This window comes from Streptomyces fractus (assembly GCF_049844455.1).
GTDB lineage: Bacteria > Actinomycetota > Actinomycetes > Streptomycetales > Streptomycetaceae > Streptomyces > Streptomyces fractus.
In genome coordinates this window covers 5,803,038-5,821,240 of sequence record NZ_JBMYHI010000002.1, presented here as the reverse complement: position 1 = coordinate 5,821,240, position 18,203 = coordinate 5,803,038, and the positions used below count along the sequence as shown (strand labels likewise).

Below are 18,203 nucleotides of genomic sequence, written 5' to 3'. Positions count from 1 at the left end.
CGTACTGTTGAACTGACGCGACATACCGGCCGGGCGGCCCAGCGCCGCCGGCCCGAAAGGCGGGTCCGTCATGACATCCATGCACCGCACCGCACGCTACGTCCTCGCGGCCGGACTGCTCACCGTCGCCCTCGCGGTCCCCAGCGCCGCCGCGCCCCGCACCGACGACAACCCCTCCGGCGCGCCCGCCCGCAGCGGCGATCCCGGCGCCGTGTACGACCGGGTCGCGCATTTCTACGGCGCGTACATCGACGTCGCGAACGACCCGGGCGACAACGCGCTCGCCGCGCAGCTGCGGCAGTTCTACCTGACCTCCGACCTGCGCTCCCGCCTCACGAACTGGGAGAAGCAGCACGACGCCGACGGTGTGCTGCGCGCGCAGAACGTGCCGAGCGCCTGGAAGGTGACGGCGGGCGACAGCGGCATGGGCAAGACGTACTCCACGGTGCGCCTGACCTGGGGCACCGGGAAGCACGTCTCGTACACCTACCTGACGGTCCAGTCGAACCTGGACACCAAGAAGATCTCCGACATCACGTCGAAGAGCTGACCTCCACGGCTTCCCCAAGGAAGGCGTGCCACAACTTGGCGTACTTTCCGTCGAGTTGAAGTAGTTCGTCGTGCGTGCCGTCCTCTGCGACACGGCCGTGGTCCATCACGATTACGCGGTCCGCGCGGGCCGCCGTTGTCAGGCGGTGGGCGACGACCAGGGTGGTGCGTTTGCCGGAGATGCGGTCCGTGGCCTGGTTGACCTGGGCCTCGGTGGCGAGGTCGAGGGCGGCGGTCGCCTCGTCGAGCAGGAGGATGTCCGGGTCGACGAGTTCGGCGCGGGCCAGGGCGATCAACTGGCGCTGGCCCGCGGAGAGGTTGCGGCCGCGCTCGGCGACCTCGTGGAGGTAGCCGCCGTCGAGTGTCGCGATCATCTCGTGCGCGCCGACGGCCCGCGCCGCCGCCTCCACCTCGGCGTCGCTCGCGTCGGGTCGGCCGTAGGCGATCGCGTCGCGGACCGTGCCGGGGAAGAGGTAGGCCTCCTGCGGGACGACGCCGAGCCGGTGCCGGTACTCGGTGAGGTCGAGTTCGCGCAGGTCGATGCCGTCGGCGGTGACCTTGCCGCCCGTGGGGTCGTAGAACCGGGCGACGAGCTTGACGAGGGTCGACTTGCCCGCGCCGGTCTCGCCGACGAAGGCCACGGTCTGGCCGGCGGGGATCCGCAGGTCGACGCCGCTGAGGGCCGTCTCCGGTTCGTCGGAGGCTCCGTACGCGAAGTCCACGTCCTCGAAGGCGATCTCGCCGCGCAGCGCCGGCACCTCGCGGGGCCGCTCGGCGTTCTTCGTCGACGTCGGCTCGCGCAGCAGTTCCTGGATGCGGCCGAGCGAGACCGTGGCCTGCTGGTAGCCGTCGAAGACCTGGGAGAGCTGCTGCACGGGCGCGAAGAACAGGTCGATGTAGAGGAGGTAGGCGACCAGCGCGCCCGTCGTCAGGGTGCCCGCGTCGACCCGGTGTGCGCCCACCGCGAGGACGGACGCCGTCGCCACCGCCGACAGCAGCTGCACGAACGGGAAGTACACGGAGATCAGCCACTGGCCGCGGATGCGCGCCTTGCGGTAACTGGCGCTGCCCGCCGCGAAGTTCTCGCCGCCGTCCTTCTCGCGCCGGAACGCCTGCACGATCCGCAGCCCCGCCACCGTCTCCTGGAGGTCGGCGTTGACGACGGAGATCCGCTCGCGGGCCAGCTCGTACGCCTTGACGCTGGAGCGGCGGAAGAAGAACGTTCCGATGATCAGCGGCGGCAGCGTCGCGAAGACGACGAGCGCGAGCTGTACGTCGATCACGAGGAGCGCGGCCATGATGCCGAAGAACGTGACGAGGGAGACGAACGCGGTGACGAGCCCGGTCTGCAGGAACGTCGACAGGGCGTCCACGTCGGTGGTCATCCGGGTCATGATGCGCCCCGTCAACTCCCGCTCGTAGAAGTCGAGTCCGAGCCGCTGGAGCTGGGCGAAGATCTTCAGGCGGAGCGAGTACAGGACCCGCTCCCCGGTCCGCCCCGTCATCCGCGTCTCACCGAACTGCGCGCCCCACTGCACGAGCACGGCGACCAGCGCGAGCGCGGACGCCGCCCACACCGCGCCGATCGCGAGCTGCGAGACGCCCTCGTCGATGCCGTGCCGGATGAGGATCGGCAGCAGCAGGCCCATGCCCGCGTCGACGGCGACGAGCGCGAGGCTGATCAGCAGCGGCGCCCCGAATCCGCGCAGCAGGCGGCGCAGTCCGTACGACTCCTCGGCGGTGACGGCCCGCGCCTCGTCGATGCCGGGGGTGTCGGTGGCCGGCGGCAGCGCGTCGACCTGCGCGAGGAGTTCGGGCGTCGCGGGGGTCCCGGCGAGCGCGGCGTCCCGCGGCTCGCGGTCGCCCGTCCACAGCCTGGGGGTGACGCCCCGCTCGGCGTCGAACTCGGCGTCGAGCTCCTCGCGTACGGAGGTGTCCTCGGCCTCGGGCGCCGCGGGCGCGACGTGTCCCGGCGACACCCCGCCCAGCTCGTCGGGGTCGGTGAGCAGGCGCCGGTACAGCGATGAGCCGGCCTCCAGCTCCTCGTGCGTGCCGATCGCGGCGAGCCGCCCGCCGTCGAGGACGGCGATCCGGTCGGCGAGGCCGAGGGTGGAGCGGCGGTGCGCGATGAGCAGCGTCGTACGGCCCGCCATCACGTGCGCGAGGGCCTCGTGGATCTCGTGCTCGACGCGGGCGTCCACGGCGGACGTCGCGTCGTCGAGGACGAGGAGGCGGGGGTCGGTGAGGATGGCGCGGGCGAGGGCGACGCGCTGGCGCTGACCGCCGGAGAGGGTGAGGCCGTGCTCGCCGACCTTGGTGTCGTAGCCCTCGGGCAGGGCCGAGATGAAGCCGTGGGCCTGCGCGGCGCGCGCGGCCGTCTCGATCTGCTCCTGGGTCGCTCCCGGTGCGCCGTACGCGATGTTGGCGCCCACGGAGTCGGAGAACAGGAACGAGTCCTCCAGGACGAGGCCGATCGCGGAGCGCAGGGAAGCCGTCGTCAGCTCGCGCACGTCGTGCCCGCCGACGAGGACGGCGCCGTGCGTGACGTCGTAGAAGCGCGGGAGGAGGAGGGAGACGGTGGACTTGCCGGAGCCGGAGGAGCCGACGACGGCGAGGGTCTCACCGGCCCTGATCTCCAGGGAGAGCCCGTCGAGAACGGGGTTCTCGGCGTCCGAGTACGTGAAGGACACGTCGTCGAACTCGACGGTCGCGGGGGCGTCGGCGGGCAGCTCCTTCGTGCCGTCGACGAGGCTCGGCTCGGTGTCGATCAGTTCGAGGACGCGCTCCACACCGGCGCGGGCCTGCTGCCCGACGGTGAGGACGACCGCGAGCATGCGGACGGGCCCGACGAGCTGCGCCAGGTACGAGGAGAACGCGACGAACGTGCCGAGCGTGACCTGCCCGCGCACCGCGAGCCAGCCGCCGAGGGCCAGCATGGCGACCTGCCCGAGGGCGGGCACGGCCTGGAGCGCCGGGGTGAACTTCGAGTTCATCCGGACGGTGCGCAGGCGTCCCGCGAAGAGCCTGCGGCCGACCGTCTTGAGCTTCCCGGTCTCCTGCTCCTCCTGCCCGAACCCCTTCACGACGCGGACGCCGCTGACGGCCCCGTCGACGACCCCGGCGACGGCGGCGGCCTGCGCCTGCGCGTACCAGGTGGCGGGGTGGAGGCGGGAGCGGCTGCGCTTGGCGATGACCCAGACGGCGGGGGCGACGGCGAGCGCGACGAGCGTCAGCGGCCACGACAGCGACGCCATGATCCCCAGAGAGATGAGGAACAGCAGGACGTTCCCGATGGTCATCGGGAGCATGAAGAGCAGGCCCTGGATCAGCTGGAGGTCGCTGGTGGCGCGCCCCACGACCTGCCCGGTCGACAGTTCGTCCTGGCGCCGGCCGTCGAGCCGGGTGATCGACCCGTACATCTCGGTGCGCAGGTCGTGCTGGACGTCGAGGGCGAGCCGACCGCCGTAGTAGCGGCGGATGAAGGACATGACGTAGACGACGACGGCCGCGCCTATGAGGGCGCCCGCCCACACGGCCATGGAACGGGAGTGGTTCCCGATCACGTCGTCGATGATCACCTTCGTGATCAGCGGGACGAGCGCCATGACGCCCATGCCGCCGAGCGAGGCCCCGAGCGCGAGGACGACGTCCTTGGGATGGCGCCACGCGTATCCCGCCAGTCGTTTCGCCCAGCCCCGTTGTTCCGCCACGCCGTGCCGCCTCCCGCTCGCTTGACCTCTCGCCCTGAGCTGCCGAAGGGCCAACGCGAGCGGGATCGAATTTCATCCCGCTGTAACAATCCGTAGCGAGTAGAACCGGGTGATCTGGTTCGCGCTCCGGGGAGGCGTCCACAGGCGGCATTCCCGGCGGTATCCACAGGTGGCGCCCAGCTTCGCCACAGCCCGCCCCCACCGGCGCCGTGCACTGTGCACCGGTGACCTCCATGACCGATACGCATTCCGACGCACCCGCACCTCCTCCGCCGGTGCAACCGCCGACCGAGCGCCGCACGCCGCGCTGGTCGCTGCCGGCGCTGCTCGCGATCCTCGTGGTCGCCGGGGTGCTGTACTCCTGGAACCTCTCGTCGAACGGCCTCAACAGCTTCTACAGCGCCGCCGTCTACAGCGGCACGCAGAGCTGGAAGGCCTGGTTCTTCGGCTCCATCGACGCGGGCAACTTCCTGACCGTGGACAAGCCGCCGTTCTCACTGATGGTGATGAGCCTGTCCTGCCGGATCCTCGGCTTCGGCACCTGGCAGATGATGCTGCCGCAGGTCGCCGCCGGGCTCGGCTCGATCTGGATCCTGCACTCCTCCGTGAAGCGGGTGTGGGGTCACGCGGCCGCGGCGATCGCCGCGCTGGTCCTGGCCCTCACCCCGATCACCGTCGCGATCAACCGGGACAACAACCCGGACACCCTCCTGGTGCTGCTGATGGTGGGCGGCGCGGCCCTCGCGCTGCGCGCCACCCGCAACGGCAGGCTGCTCCCGCTGCTCGCCTCTGCGGCCTGCTTCGGCTTCGCGTTCAACACCAAGATGCTCCAGGGCTACATCGCGCTGCCCGCGGTCTTCGCGGTGTACGTGTTCGCCTCCCACCTGGGCTGGGCCAAGAAGGTCCGCAACCTGGTCGTCGCGGCCGTCGTCCTGGCCGTCTCCAGCTTCTGGTGGGCCACGGCGGTCTCCCTCGTACCGGCCGACTCGCGCCCGTACATCGGCGGCTCGACGGACGGCACCGCCTGGGACCTGATCATGGGCTACAACGGCTTCGGCCGGATCCTCGGCGGCGAGGGCAACGGCGGGGGCGGTGGAGGCGGCGGCTTCTCCGGCGCGGCGGGCCTCGGCCGGCTGTTCAACGAGACGCTCGGCGGCCAGATCTCCTGGCTGATCCCGTTCGCGGCGATCGCGCTCGTCGGCGGTCTGGTGCTGCGCGGCCGCGCCCCGCGCACCGACCTCACGCGCGCGGCCCTGGTGCTGTGGGGCGGCTGGCTGGTGCTGCACTACGTCACGTTCGCGACGGCCGAGGGCACCATGCACCCGTACTACACGACCGCCGTCGCCCCGGGCATCGCGGCGCTGTGCGGCGGTGGCGGCGTGATGCTGCTGCGCGCCTTCCGCACGGACAAGCGGTGGGCGTGGGTGCTGCCGGTGGCGCTCGCCGTGACCGGTATCTGGTCGGCCGTGCTGCTGCGCCGCGCGTCCGGCTGGAACGGCTGGCTGTGGCCGGTGATCGCCCTCGTCATGGCGCTCGCGATCGCGGGTCTGCTCGTCTTCCGTACGTCGACGGGCCGGCGGCTGCGGCTGTTCGCGGCGGCCGTGGCGGCGGCCGTCGTCGCGTCGGTGGCGGGCCCTGCGGCGTACTCCTTCGCGGAACCCTTCTCCTCCGGAGCGGGCGGCGGCATGGGCGGTGCGAACCCGACGGCCGGGCCCACGACGGGCGGCGGCATGGGCGGTCCCTTCGGGAGCGGCGGCCGTGGCGGGTTCCCCCGCGGCGGCGAGATGCCCGGTAGGGGCGCGATGCCGGGTGGCGGCGAGATGCCCGGCGGAGGCTCGATGCCGGGTGGCGGCGAGATGCCCGGCGGGGGCAAGGCGCCCGAGGGCGGCGGCATGCCGGGCGGCCGCGAGATGCCCGGCGGCCAGGGCTCCGGCTCCGGTAAGCAGGAAACCGGCCGCCGCGGCACCCCCGGTGGCATGGGCGGAATGGGCGGCAGCCTCGACAGCGGCCTGATCACGTACCTGGAGAAGCACCAGGACGGCGCCAAGTGGCTGCTCGCGGTGTCCAATTCGCAGTCCGCCGCGTCGATCATCCTCAACACCAAGAAGCCCGTCATCTCGATGTACGGCTTCACCGGCTCCGACAAGGGCATGACCGTCGCCAAGCTCAAGAAGTTGGTCGAGAGCGGCCAGTTGCACTACATCCAGGTCGGCGAGAGCGGCATGCGCGGCCCCATGGGCGGCGGCAACGACGTCAGCTCCGCGGTCACCGCGTGGGTGAAGAAGCACGGCACGGCGGTGAAGTCGAGCGAGTACAGCAAGAAGTCCAGCGGCTCGACCGGCTCCCAGTCGCTGTACCGACTGGACCCGTCCGACGTGAACTGATCCGGCAACTCCACCCCGGACAAAGGCCCCTGACGAGCAGTCAGGGGCCTTTGTCGTCACAGGATCGACGCCCGGCATTCACCCAATCCATACGTGTCCATGTCACGCTCCGTTCCACCATTCAACCCGCGTAGAACGGACGGACACCCCACATGCCCGGAATCCACATACGCACCGCCGCCCTCACCACCGCGGCCGTACTGGCCACCTTCGCCCTCCCCGCGGCCACCGCGGGCCCCGCCGCCGCGACCACCACCACCGCGTACGACGACACGTACTACCAGGACGCGGAGGGCAAGACCGGCACCGAGCTCAAGAGCGCGCTGCACACGATCATCAGCGACCAGACGAAGCTCTCCTACGACGCGGTCTGGGACGCCCTGAAGGCCACCGACCAGGACCCGGCCAACAGCTCCAACGTGATCCTGCTCTACAGCGGCACCTCACGCGCGAAGTCGGCCAACGGCGGCGACAGCGGCGACTGGAACCGCGAGCACGTCTGGGCCAAGTCGCACGGCGACTTCGGCACCGCGACGGGCCCCGGCACCGATCTCCACCATCTGCGCCCCGAGGACGTCACGGTCAACTCGGTGCGCGGCAACAAGGACTTCGACAACGGCGGCAGCGCGGTCGCGAACGGCGGCGGCAGCCTCACCGACTCCGACTCGTTCGAGCCGCGCGACGCCGTCAAGGGCGACGTCGCGCGGATGATCCTCTACATGGCGGTCCGCTACGAAGGCGACGACTCCTTCGCCGACCTGGAGCCCAACGACTCGGTGGACAACGGCAGTTCACCGCACATCGGCAAGCTCTCGGTCCTGAAGAAGTGGAGCGACGAGGACCCGCCGGACTCCTTCGAGCAGCACCGCAACGACGTCATCTTCGACACCTACCAGCACAACCGGAACCCGTTCATCGACCACCCGGAGTGGGTGGGCTCCATCTGGTAGGCGCCGCTCGCCTCACCCCAGGTGCGTGGGCGCGAACATCCGCAGCAGGGCCGGGAGTACGACCACGCGCGGTCCCGGCGCGGCGAGCGCCCGCGCCAGGTCGTCCTTGAGCGTCTCCGGGGTCGTCCGCACCCCGGGGACGCCGAACGACTCGGCGAGCGCCACGAAGTCCGGGCGGGCCAGCTCGGTCGCGGTGGCCTCGCCGAAGGCGTCCGTCATGTACTCGCGGAGGATGCCGTAGCCGCCGTCGTCGACGATCAGCCAGGTCACGTTCAGGTCGTACTGCTTCGCCGTGGCCAGTTCGGCGATGGAGTACATGGCGCCGCCGTCGCCGGAGACCGCGAGGACGGGCGTCGTCGGGTCGGCGGCGGCCGCGCCGATGGCCGCGGGGAACCCGTAGCCGAGGCCGCCCGCGCCCTGCGCCGAGTGCATGGTTCCGGGCCACGCGGACCAGGCCCAGTACGCGAGGATCGTCATGTCCCAGAAGGACGGCGACGCGGCCGGCAACGCCTCGCGCACCGACGCCAACACCCGCTGCTCCAGGGTGAGTTCCTGCGCGTCGATCCGTTCCCGTACGGCCTTGAGGACCGCGGCGACGCGCGCGGGCGCCTCGTCGTCCCGGCGCTCGGCGACCGTCTCGACCAGCGCCTGGAGCGCGAGCCGCGCGTCGGCGTGGATGCCGAGGGCCGGGTGGTTGGACTCCAGCTTCCCGGCGTCCGCCTCGATCTGGATGACGCGGCCGCGGGGCTTGAACGTGTGGTAGTTCGAGGAGAGTTCACCGAGGCCCGAGCCGACGACGAGGAGGACGTCCGCGTCCTCCAGGAAGTCCGTCGTGTGCCGGTCCTCCATCCAGGACTGGAGCGAGAGCGGGTGCTCCCAGGGGAAGGCGCCCTTGCCGCCGAAGGTGGAGACGACGGGCGCGTTGACGCGTTCGGCGAGCGCGCGCAGCTTGCCCGCCGCGTCCGCGCGGACGACGCCGCCGCCCGCGATGATCGCCGGACGCTCGGCGTTCGCCAGCAAGTCGGCGGCGACGGCGGTGAGTTCGGGCCGCGGCACCAGGTCGTGCGGAGTCGCGTCCATCGCCGTGACGACCGGCAGGGAAGTCTCCGCGAGGAGCACGTCCTGCGGGATCTCCACCCACACCGGGCCGTGCGGGGCGCTCAGCGCCGACTCCCAGGCCGCGGCGATCGCCGACGGGATCTGGGACTGCGTACGGACGGTGTGGACGGACTTGACCACGTCCCTGAACGAGGCCTGCTGGTCCCGGAGTTCGTGCAGGTAGCCGTGACGGCCGCCGCCGAGCCCGGCGACCGGGATCTGGCTGCCGATCGCGAGCACGGGAGCCGACGCGGCGGCCGCCTCCTGGAGCGCGGCGAGCGACATCAGCGAGCCGGGTCCCGTGGACAGCAGCAGCGGCGCCACTTCCCCGGTCACCCGGCCGTACGCGTCCGCCGCGAACCCGGCGTTGTTCTCGACGCGCAGCCCCACGTACCTGAGCGACGACCGGCGCAGCGCGTCGAACATGCCGAGCGCGTGCTGCCCCGGCAGGCCGAACACGGTGGCCGCGCCGAGGCCGTGCAGGGTCTCGACGACGAGGTCACCGCCGTTGCGGCCGGAAGGCGGATTGAGGGCCGCCTCGGTCTGCGCGGGCGTGGGTGTCAGCTCAAGGTCGTGGTCGTGCGTCACTTGTTACGGGCCTCCGCGATCTGGCGGGACATGATCGTCGTCAGCTCGTACGCGGTGTGCGAGGCGGCGACGGACGTGATCTCCGCGTGGTCGTACGCGGGCGCCACCTCGACGACGTCCGCTGATACCAGGTTGCACGAAGAGAGCCCGCGGAGGATCTCCAGGAGCTCCCGGGAGGTCATGCCGCCCGCCTCCGGAGTGCCGGTGCCGGGCGCGTGGGCCGGGTCGAGGCAGTCGATGTCGATGGAGATGTACAGCGGGCGGTCGCCGATGCGCTGGCGGAGCTGGTCGGCGACCTCGTCGGCGCCGCGCCGGTAGACGTCGGCGGAGGTGACGATGCCGAAGCCGAGCTTCTCGTCGTCCGTGAGGTCGGAGCGGCCGTAGAGCGGGCCGCGGGTCCCGACGTGCGAGAGGGCGGAGGTGTCGAGGATGCCCTCCTCCACGGCGCGGCGGAACGGCGTGCCGTGCGTGTACTCGGCGCCGAAGTACGTGTCCCAGGTGTCGAGGTGCGCGTCGAAGTGCAGCAGCGCGACCGGGCCGTGCTTCTTCGCCACCGAGCGCAGCAGCGGCAGCGCGATGGTGTGGTCGCCGCCGAGCGTCATCATGCGGGCGCCGGAGCCGAGCAGGTCGTCGGCCGCGGCCTCGATGGTGTCGACGGCCTCGTTGATGTTGAACGGGTTGGCGGCGATGTCACCGGCGTCCGCGACCTGCGCGAGCGCGAACGGGGAGGCGTCCTGCGCCGGGTTGTACGGGCGAAGGAAACGGGAGGCCTCGCGGATCGCGTTGCCGCCGAAGCGGGCGCCGGGCCGGTAGGAGACTCCGGTGTCGAAGGGGACGCCGACGACCGCCACGTCGGCGGCGTCCACCTCGTCGAGCCGAGGCAGGCGGGCGAACGTCGCCGGGCCCGCGTAGCGCGGGACGCGGGAGGAGTCGACCGGTCCGACGGCGCCCGTGGGGCCGTTGGGTACGCGGGGCGTCTCGTTGCTGTTCATTGCGCGCATGCCTTCTTTCCTGCGGGAGTTGCTGCGGTGCTGCTGCCTACTGCGCTGCGGCGGCGGGAGCCGGCTCGGGCTCCTCGGCGCCGCGCCCGGCGAGCCGCTCGCGCCAGTTGGCGAGGACGGCGGCGTCGGTGGGCCGGGTGGCCAGGGACACGGCCACGTAGACGACGAGTGACGCGACCAGGCCGTAGTACACGGGCTCGTTGGCGAGGATGCCGTAGTGCCACATCCCGCCGATGACGGTGAGGCCGCCGACGACGACGGAGGCGAGGGCGCCGCTGACGTTGCCGCGCTTCCAGAGGAGTCCGCCGAGGATGGGCACGAGCAGCCCGCCGACGAGCAGGTTGTAGGCGACGGTCAGCGCCTCGACGACGTTGTTGAGGAGGATCGAGATGACGATCGCGACGACGCCGAGGCCGAGGATGAACATCCGGTTGCCCTTCACCTCGTCGTGCTCGTCCTCCACCGACGCACCGGCCTTGACGCCCCGCAGCCGCTTCCAGATGTCGTTGTTGGCGACGGTGGCGCAGGCGATGAGCGCTCCGGACGACGTCGACATGACGGCCGCGAGGGCGGCGGCGAGGACGAGACCCCGGATGCCGACGGGCAGTTCGTCCTTGACGATCTGCGCGAACGCCTCGTCGGCCTGGCCGAGCCCCTTCGGGTAGAGGACCTTGGCCGCGGTGCCGATGACCGCGCCGCCGATCGCGTAGACCAGGCAGTAGACACCGGAGACGGTGCCGCCCCAGCGGGCCACCTTGTCGTTGCGGGCGGTGAAGACGCGCTGCCAGATGTCCTGCCCGATGAGCATGCCGAACGTGTAGATCAGCACGTACGTGAAGATCGTCTCGCCGCCGATGCCCAGCGGGTCGAAGTACGAGGTCGGCAGCGCGGCCTTCATCTCGCTGAAGCCACCGGCCTTGATGACCGCGACGGGCAGCAGGATGATCAGCACGCCGATGGTCTTCACGACGAACTGCACCATGTCGGTGATGGTGATCGACCACATGCCGCCGAGCGTCGAGTAGGCGACGACGATGGTGCCGCCGACGATGATCGCGAGCGTGCGCGGCACGTCGAAGAGGACGTCGAAGATCGTCGCGTACGCGATGGTGGACGTGACGACGAGCATCAGCGTGTACGCCCACATCACGATGCCGGAGATCATCCCGGCGCGGCCGCCGCCGTAGCGCAGGTCGAGCATCTCGGAGACCGTGTAGACCTTCAGCCGGGCGATGCGCGCCGAGAAGAAGAGCGACAGGGCGAGGATGCCGAGGCCGATGGTGAACACCATCCAGGCGCCCGACAGGCCGTACTGGTAGCCGAGGCCGACGCCGCCGATGGTGGAGGCGCCGCCGAGCACGACAGCGGCCATGGTTCCGGAGTACATGGCGGGGCCGAGGCGCCGTCCGGCGACCAGGAAGTCGCTCTTGGACTTGGCGCGGCGCATGCCCCACCAGCCCATCGCCAGCATTCCGGCCAGGTATACGACGATCACGATGTAGTCGACGGCCATGGGGACGCCCTCCTTTGCCCACTTCGGTGGCGTGTCGTGCGGGGAATGTCCGGCTGCGAAGCCCCTTCGGGGTCCTCCTGGGGTGTCGGGGACATCCGCCCGTACCCGCACCCACCGGTCGGAAGAAATCTAGGTGGCCGAAAAGCAGCACTGAAGTGTACGTTTCATCCACCCATCAGGATCGGACCAGAGGAATCATCCACCGGTGACCGTGACCGCACCGCCCACGCAGGGCGTTCCGCTCGCCGCGGTACTCGCCCGCGCCGACCTGGGCCTTCGCAAGATCGCGGGACCCGACGCGGCCGACGTCCTCGTGCACGGGGCGCACACGTCGGAGCTGACGGACCCGGAGCCGTACCTGCTGGGCGGCGAGCTGCTGCTGACGGCGGGCGTGCACGCGCCCGCCGCACCCGCCGCCACCTACTTCGAGGAGTACGCGGAGCGGGTCGCGCGGGGCGGCGCGGTGGCGCTCGGCTTCGGTGTGACGCCGGTCTTCGACACGGTGCCGCCGGAACTCGTCACGGCCTGCGAGCGGCTCGGGATCCCGCTCGTCGAGGTCCCTCCGCGGACCACGTTCAGCGGGATCGCGCGCGCCGTGTGGGAGCTGATGGCGCAGGCCAGGAACGCAGAGCTGCGCCGCGTCACGGAGGCGCAGCAGGCCCTGGCATCGGCGGCGGCGCGGCCCGACCCGCTGCCCTCCGTCCTTCGCCAACTCGCCCAGCGCACCGGCGGGTTCGCGGTGGCCGTCACACCGGAGGGCGACGAGCCGCACCACGCGGGAACACGCCCCGCGCGCGCCGTGCGCGAGGCGCTCGCCGAACTGACCGCGGTGGTCCGCCCGCACGCCACGCACCTCTTCCCCACCCCGTCGTCCGCGGCGGACACGGTGGGCGGCACGCACCTGTCGGCGTACGCGCTGAGCACGGGCGGCGCGCTCGGCCTCGCGACGCGGTCCCGCACGCCCGGCGACCACACGATCGCGGGAGCGGCGGTGGTCCTGCTGTCCCTCCTCACCGGCGAACACCGCTCCACGGGCGACACGCGCCGCGCCGCGAGCCTGGTCGACCTCCTCCTCGGCGCGGACCGCGAGGAGGCGGCCACGGACCTGCTGGGCGCGGACACCACCTGGCGCGTGATCCACGCCCGCCCCCTGTCGCCCCGCCCGGCCCCCGACCTGGCGACACCCCTGACCTCCACCTCTGCCTCCCCCTCCCCCGGTGACTCCCTCACCCGCGCCCTGATCCCGTCCGACCAGGACGTCACGGCGCACACGGGCCACGTGCTCGGCGTCAGCGCCCCGGCCCTCGCCCGCGACCTGCCGCTCGCCGACGCCCAGGCGGCCCACGCGCTCACCCGCGCACGGGCGACCCGCAGCCCGCTGGCCCACCACCGCCCGGACGACACGCCCACGCCGACCCTGGCCGCCCTGGCCGACAAGCCGGCCCTCCTGGAGACCCTGCGCACCTGGCTCTCCCTGCACGGCAGTTGGGAGGGCACGGCCCTCGCCCTGGGCGTCCACCGCAACACGGTCCGCCAGCGCATCGCCCGCTGCGCCACGCTCCTGGAAGCGGACGTCGACGACCCGGACACCCGCATGGAACTCTGGTTCGCGCTGCGAGTGGCGGGGTGAGGCGGTCCGGGGCGTCGCCCCACCGGCCCGTTCCACTCCCCGGAACCGATCAACGCCTCGCGGCGGCCCCCGGCACAATGGGCGTATGCCGATACCCGGACTGCCCAGCGACACGCCGACCCGCGCCGCCCTCATCGACCACCTCGTCCGCACCCGGATCGCGGGCGACGTGGCCACCCCGCGCGAGAACAACCTCTCGCACTACCGAAGGCTCGCGAACGGCGACCGCCACTACTGGCTGGGCCTGGAACTCGGCGACCGCTGGACCGACGAGCAGGACGTGCTCGCCGTCATGGCCGAACGCTGCGGTGTCGTCGCCGACGCCGGCCACCGCTCCGGCCAGGACACCATCGACCCCGAGCTGACGGTCGACGCCCTGGACCGCACGGCGGCGCGCCTGCGCAAGGCGGCGGAGGACCGCCAGCGCGTGCTGTTCGCCACGGGCCACCCGGGCGGCCTCCTCGACGTCCACCGTGCGACGGCGACGGCCCTGCGCGCGGCGGGCTGCGAGATCGTCGTGATCCCGGAGGGCCTGTCGACCGAGGAGGGCATGGTCTTCCAGTTCGCGGACGTGGCGATGCTGGAGCGCGGCGCGACGCTGTGGCACACCCACTCCCCCGACCCCATGGCCGCGATCCTCGACGGCCTCGCCCGCGAGGGCCGCCCCCAGCCCGACCTGGTCGTCGCCGACCACGGCTGGGCGGGCTGCGCGGCGCAGCGGGGCCTGGACTCCATCGGCTACGCGGACTGCAACGACCCGGCCCTCTTCGTGGGCGAGGCCGAGGGCACGATGCAGGTCACGATCCCCCTCGACGACCACGTCACAAGCCCCAGGCACTACGACCCGATGACGGCGTACCTGCTGGACGCGGCGGGCCTGATTTAAGCCCCTGCGGCGATTGAGCAGGCGGCGCCGTGGCCGACGCCTCGGGGCTCTGCCCCGGACCCCGCTGCTCAATCGCCGCAGGGGGTTGAATTGCTCACCACGGATTGAGCCCCTCCGTGCGGCGCGCCGCAAACCCCGGGGTCGGGTCAAGAAACACCCTCCGCACCGCGGGAAACCGCTCCCGAATCCGCCGCGCCGCGTCCTCACACGCCCACTCGATCTGCGCCGCGGTGGACGCATCCCGAAAATCGACCTTCGCCGCGACGAGCGCCTCCCGCGGCCCCTGCACAAGCGTCGTCAGCTCAAGCACGGCCTCGACATGCTCGACCCCGAGCACGATCGACCGGATCTCGTCCCGGAAGGGCTTCGGCAACGGCCGCCCCACCAGCAACTCCGCGTTGGACCTCCCGAGCACCCACGCCACCCACAGCAGCAGCACACCGATGCACAGGGACGCCGCCCCGTCCCACACCCCCGACCCGGTGAGCTGCGAGCCGAGCAGCCCGCCGGCCGCGAGCACCAGACCCGCCAGCGCCGCACTGTCCTCCAGCACGACGGCCTTCACCGCCGTGTCGGGCGTGTGCCGCAGATACGTACCGAAGGGCACCCGCACCCGGGCCGCCTCGCCCCGCGCCTGCTTGACCGCGGTGCGCAGCGAGAACCCTTCCAGGACGAACGCCACGGCCAGCACCACGTACGACACGACCGGATCGCCCAGCTCCTCGCCCGTGACGAGCGTGTGGATCCCGTCGTAGAGGGAGAAGACGGCGCCGCCGACGAACGTGGCGACGGCCGCGAGCAGCGCCCACACGTACCGCTCGCCCCCGTAGCCGAGCGGATGCTCCTCGTCGGCGGGCTTGTCGCTGCGCTTCAGGGAGGTGAGCAGCAGCAGTTCCGTGACGGTGTCGGCGAAGGAGTGCGCGGCCTCGGAGAGCATCGCGCTGGAGCCGCTGAGGACGCCGGCGACGGCCTTCGCGAGGGCGATTCCCAGGTTGGCCACCGCGGCGACGATCACCGTGAAGACGCTCTCGCCGCCCGCTTCTTCCGCTCGCTCATCCATGTACCGGACGTTATGTCCGATCAACGCGGAACGCGAACGACACCCTCCTGGATGACGGTGATCGCGAGCCGTCCGTCCTGCGTGTAGATCCGGGCCTGCCCGAGCCCGCGCCCACCGGACGTGGACGGCGACTCCTGGTCGTACAGCAGCCATTCGTCGGCGCGGAACGGCCGGTGGAACCACATCGCGTGGTCCAGGGACGCGCCCACGACATCGCCGACGGCCCAGCCGCCCCGCCCGTGGGCGAGCAGCACGGAGTCGAGGAGCGTCATGTCGGAGACGTAGGTGGCGAGGCACACGTGCAGCAGCGGGTCGTCCGCGAGCTTGTCGCGCGCGCGGAACCAGACCTGGGAGCGCGGGGGCTGCGGGTCGCCGACGAAGGCGAACGGCGGGGCGTCCACGTACCGCAGGTCGACGGCCTCCCGTGCCTCGAGCAGGCGCTGGACGACGTCGGGCTTCAGCACGCCGTCGCCGTAGCGCGGGAGCATCTCCTCCGCGGTCGGCAGCGACTCCGGGTCGGGCGCGGGCGGCATGTCCGCCTGGTGCTCGAGACCTTCCTCGTACGTCTGGAAGGACGCGGAGAGATGGAAGATCGGCTGCCCGTGCTGGACGGCGACGACGCGGCGCGTGGTGAAGGAGCGGCCGTCGCGGATCCGGTCGACGGTGTAGACGATGGGCGCGCCCGGGTCCCCCGCGACGAGGAAGTACGCGTGCAGGGAGTGGGCGTGCCGGTCGGCCGGGACGGTGCGCCCGGCCGCGACCAGCGCCTGGGCCGCCACCTGCCCGCCGAAGACGCGCGGGACGACGGAGGACCGGGACTGGCCGCGGAAGATGTCCTCCTCGATCTGCTCGAGGTCGAGCAGATCGAGGAGGGATTCGAGTGCGTGATGCATGGGATCAGTTGTACCGAGCAAAGATTCTCTGCTGGTTACAGGCCCATGTTCTTCGCGATGATCGACTTCATGATCTCGCTGGTGCCGCCGTAGATGCGGTTCACGCGGTTGTCCGCGTACAGGCGGGCGATCGGGTACTCGTTCATGAACCCGTAGCCGCCGTGCAGCTGGAGGCAGCGGTCGATGACGCGGTGCGCGACCTCGGTGCAGAACAGCTTCGCGGAGGCGGCCTCGGCGGCGCTCAGCTCACCGGCGTCGAGGGCCTCCAGGGCGCGGTCGGCGACGGCCTCGGCGGCGTCCACCTCGGCCTGGCAGGCGGCCAGTTCGAACTTGGTGTTCTGGAACGACGCCACGGTCTTGCCGAAGACGGTGCGGTCCTGGACGTACTCCTTGGCGAACCGCACGGCGGCCTTGGCCTGCGCGTACGCGCCGTAGGCGATGCCCCAGCGCTCGGAGGGGAGGTTCTTGCCGAGGTAGTAGAAGCCCTTGTTCTCCTCGCCGAGGAGGTCCTCGACGGGGACCTTCACGTCGACGAACGCCAGCTCGGCGGTGTCGGAGGTCTTGAGGCCGAGCTTGTCGAGCTTGCGGCCGATCGAGTAGCCCTCGGACTTCGTGTCGACGGCGAACAGGGAGATGCCGTGGCGGCGGTCCTCGGCGGTCGGCGCGGCGGTGCGGGCGCAGACGATGACGCGGTCGGCGTGCACGCCGCCGGTGATGAACGTCTTCGAGCCGTTGAGCACGTAGTGCGTGCCGTCGTCGGAGAGCTTGGCCGTGGTCTTCATGCCGGCCAGGTCGGAGCCGGTGCCCGGCTCGGTCATGGCGAGGGCCCACATCTCCTCGCCGGTGACGAACTTCTCCAGGTAGCGCTTCTTCTGCTCGTCGGTGGCGAGCATCTTGATGTAGGGCAGGGCGAGCAGCACGTGCACGCCGGAGCCGCCGAAGGACACGCCCGCGCGGGCGGTCTCCTCGTACTGGATGGCCTCGAACTTGTGGGTGTCCAGGCCCGCGCCGCCGAACTCCTCGGGCACGTTGATGCCGAACAGGCCCAGGTCGGCCATCTTCGAGTAGAGCTCGCGCGGCACGATGCCCTGCTGGAACCACTCGTCGTAGTGGGGGACGACCTCGGCCTCGATGAAGGCGCGCAGGGTCTCCCGGAACGCCTCGTGGTCCTCGTCAAAAACAGTACGGCGCACGGAGAACTCTCCCTCTACGACGGTCTCTACGGAGAATGCGGACAGCAATCACGCGACTAAGCGCTTGCTCAGAGCCAGGTTACCCACGAGTCGCGAGGAGCGTCCAGAGATACAGGTCACTCTGCGGCAGCCGCCGCGAACGCGCCACGCGCCAGCTTGTGCAGCATCCGCGCGGTCGCCGTCCGGCCGGGCAGCGAGCCCGGACGGCTCAGGTGCGGCGTCGAGTTGAGCAGCCCGAAGACCGCGTGCACGGCCACGCGCGCGTGCGCCTCCACCAGCCCCGGGTAGACCTTCCGCACCGCCTCCACCCACAACTCCACGTACTGGCGCTGCAACTGCCGCACCAGCTTGCGGTCGCTGTCGCGCAGCCGGTCGAGCTCCCGGTCGTGCAGCGTGATCAGGTCGCGGTCGTCGAGCGCGAAGTCGATGTGCCCCTCGATGAGCGAGTCGAGCAGCGCCTCGGGCCCGTGCTCCGCCTCGGCCACCCGCCGCTTGCCGCCGGTGAGCAGCTGCCCGCTGATCCCGACGAGCAGCTCGGCGAGCATCGCGTCCTTGCCGGCGAAGTGCCGGTACAGGCCGGGGCCGCTGATGCCGACCGCCGCCCCTATCTCGTCCACGCCCACGCCGTGGAACCCGCGCTCGGCGAAGAGCCGCGCGGCCTCCCTGAGGATCTGCTCGCGGCGGGTCGGGGCGTCGGTTCTCGTGGCCATGAGGCAATTCTAGACAGGGACGTTAGCGAGCGTTAACC

The 18,203-nt window shown here is 71.5% G+C and carries 13 protein-coding genes; 5 read left to right on the top strand and 8 right to left on the bottom strand.

Features of this window, described 5'->3' with window-relative positions:
• Window positions 1-70: 70 nt before the first annotated feature.
• Complete coding sequence (locus tag ACP4E5_RS28340) at window positions 71-550, top strand: hypothetical protein (RefSeq protein WP_425833457.1); 480 nt, start codon at window positions 71-73, stop codon at window positions 548-550.
• On the opposite strand, the gene ACP4E5_RS28335 is transcribed toward ACP4E5_RS28340, so the two are convergent.
• Window positions 534-4,259, bottom strand: a complete 3,726-nt coding sequence (locus ACP4E5_RS28335) for an ABC transporter ATP-binding protein (RefSeq protein WP_425833455.1) — start codon at window positions 4,257-4,259, stop codon at window positions 534-536. The genes ACP4E5_RS28340 and ACP4E5_RS28335 overlap by 17 nt on opposite strands.
• Before the next feature lie 224 nt (window positions 4,260-4,483).
• Here ACP4E5_RS28335 and ACP4E5_RS28330 point away from each other — a divergent pair, with 224 nt between their 5' ends.
• Complete coding sequence (locus ACP4E5_RS28330) at window positions 4,484-6,643, top strand: ArnT family glycosyltransferase (protein ID WP_425833453.1); 2,160 nt, start codon at window positions 4,484-4,486, stop codon at window positions 6,641-6,643.
• 152 nt (window positions 6,644-6,795) lie between these two features.
• Window positions 6,796-7,593 (top strand): endonuclease I family protein, encoded by a 798-nt coding sequence (locus ACP4E5_RS28325; RefSeq protein ID WP_425833451.1) that lies wholly within the window; start codon window positions 6,796-6,798, stop codon window positions 7,591-7,593.
• Between the two features lie 12 nt (window positions 7,594-7,605).
• Here ACP4E5_RS28325 and ACP4E5_RS28320 read toward each other — a convergent pair whose 3' ends face one another.
• Genes ACP4E5_RS28320 through ACP4E5_RS28310 form a run of 3 tightly spaced genes read right to left on the bottom strand, consistent with a single transcriptional unit; the run spans window position 7,606 to window position 11,793 of the window.
• A complete protein-coding gene (locus tag ACP4E5_RS28320) occupies window positions 7,606-9,279 on the bottom strand; it encodes a thiamine pyrophosphate-binding protein (protein WP_425833449.1) in 1,674 nt (557 codons plus the stop codon).
• Entirely contained in the window at window positions 9,276-10,271 is a 996-nt protein-coding gene (gene speB / locus ACP4E5_RS28315) for an agmatinase (protein ID WP_425841717.1), read from the bottom strand. The genes ACP4E5_RS28320 and speB overlap by 4 nt, the downstream gene beginning before the upstream one ends.
• Before the next feature lie 46 nt (window positions 10,272-10,317).
• Complete coding sequence (locus ACP4E5_RS28310) at window positions 10,318-11,793, bottom strand: sodium:solute symporter family protein (protein ID WP_425833447.1); 1,476 nt, start codon at window positions 11,791-11,793, stop codon at window positions 10,318-10,320.
• A gap of 205 nt (window positions 11,794-11,998) precedes the next feature.
• Here ACP4E5_RS28310 and ACP4E5_RS28305 point away from each other — a divergent pair, with 205 nt between their 5' ends.
• Together ACP4E5_RS28305 and ACP4E5_RS28300 are read left to right on the top strand one after the other, a co-directional pair.
• Complete coding sequence (locus ACP4E5_RS28305; RefSeq protein WP_425833446.1) at window positions 11,999-13,423, top strand: PucR family transcriptional regulator ligand-binding domain-containing protein; 1,425 nt, start codon at window positions 11,999-12,001, stop codon at window positions 13,421-13,423.
• 85 nt (window positions 13,424-13,508) lie between these two features.
• The gene (locus ACP4E5_RS28300) at window positions 13,509-14,309 is read left to right on the top strand and encodes a phosphatase (RefSeq protein WP_425833445.1); all 801 of its coding nucleotides are present in this window, start codon (window positions 13,509-13,511) and stop codon (window positions 14,307-14,309) included.
• Window positions 14,310-14,403: 94 nt separating this feature from the next.
• Here the strand turns inward: ACP4E5_RS28300 and ACP4E5_RS28295 are convergent, their stop codons facing one another.
• The 4 genes from ACP4E5_RS28295 to ACP4E5_RS28280 form a co-directional block, all read right to left on the bottom strand.
• A complete protein-coding gene (locus tag ACP4E5_RS28295) occupies window positions 14,404-15,369 on the bottom strand; it encodes a cation diffusion facilitator family transporter (protein ID WP_425833443.1) in 966 nt (321 codons plus the stop codon).
• A 20-nt stretch (window positions 15,370-15,389) separates the two neighbouring features.
• Window positions 15,390-16,262 carry an acyl-CoA thioesterase gene (locus ACP4E5_RS28290; protein ID WP_425833441.1) on the bottom strand — a complete coding sequence of 291 codons (873 nt, stop codon included), beginning with the start codon at window positions 16,260-16,262 and terminating at the stop codon, window positions 15,390-15,392.
• A gap of 35 nt (window positions 16,263-16,297) precedes the next feature.
• The gene (locus ACP4E5_RS28285; RefSeq protein ID WP_425833439.1) at window positions 16,298-17,455 is read right to left on the bottom strand and encodes an acyl-CoA dehydrogenase family protein; all 1,158 of its coding nucleotides are present in this window, start codon (window positions 17,453-17,455) and stop codon (window positions 16,298-16,300) included.
• Window positions 17,456-17,571: 116 nt separating this feature from the next.
• Window positions 17,572-18,165 (bottom strand): SACE_7040 family transcriptional regulator, encoded by a 594-nt coding sequence (locus ACP4E5_RS28280; RefSeq protein WP_425833437.1) that lies wholly within the window; start codon window positions 18,163-18,165, stop codon window positions 17,572-17,574.
• Between the last annotated feature and the right edge of the window lie 38 nt (window positions 18,166-18,203).

Bases quoted from the DNA above. Each gene is read 5' to 3' on its own strand.
- ACP4E5_RS28340 (WP_425833457.1), top strand. From the start codon at position 71: ATGACATCCATGCACCGCACCGCACGCTACGTCCTCGCGGCCGGACTG.
- ACP4E5_RS28280 (WP_425833437.1), bottom strand. From the start codon at position 18,165: ATGGCCACGAGAACCGACGCCCCGACCCGCCGCGAGCAGATCCTCAGG.
- ACP4E5_RS28300 (WP_425833445.1), top strand. From the start codon at position 13,509: ATGCCGATACCCGGACTGCCCAGCGACACGCCGACCCGCGCCGCCCTC.
- ACP4E5_RS28290 (WP_425833441.1), bottom strand. From the start codon at position 16,262: ATGCATCACGCACTCGAATCCCTCCTCGATCTGCTCGACCTCGAGCAG.
- ACP4E5_RS28295 (WP_425833443.1), bottom strand. From the start codon at position 15,369: ATGGATGAGCGAGCGGAAGAAGCGGGCGGCGAGAGCGTCTTCACGGTG.
- ACP4E5_RS28325 (WP_425833451.1), top strand. From the start codon at position 6,796: ATGCCCGGAATCCACATACGCACCGCCGCCCTCACCACCGCGGCCGTA.
- speB (WP_425841717.1), bottom strand. From the start codon at position 10,271: ATGAACAGCAACGAGACGCCCCGCGTACCCAACGGCCCCACGGGCGCC.
- ACP4E5_RS28310 (WP_425833447.1), bottom strand. From the start codon at position 11,793: ATGGCCGTCGACTACATCGTGATCGTCGTATACCTGGCCGGAATGCTG.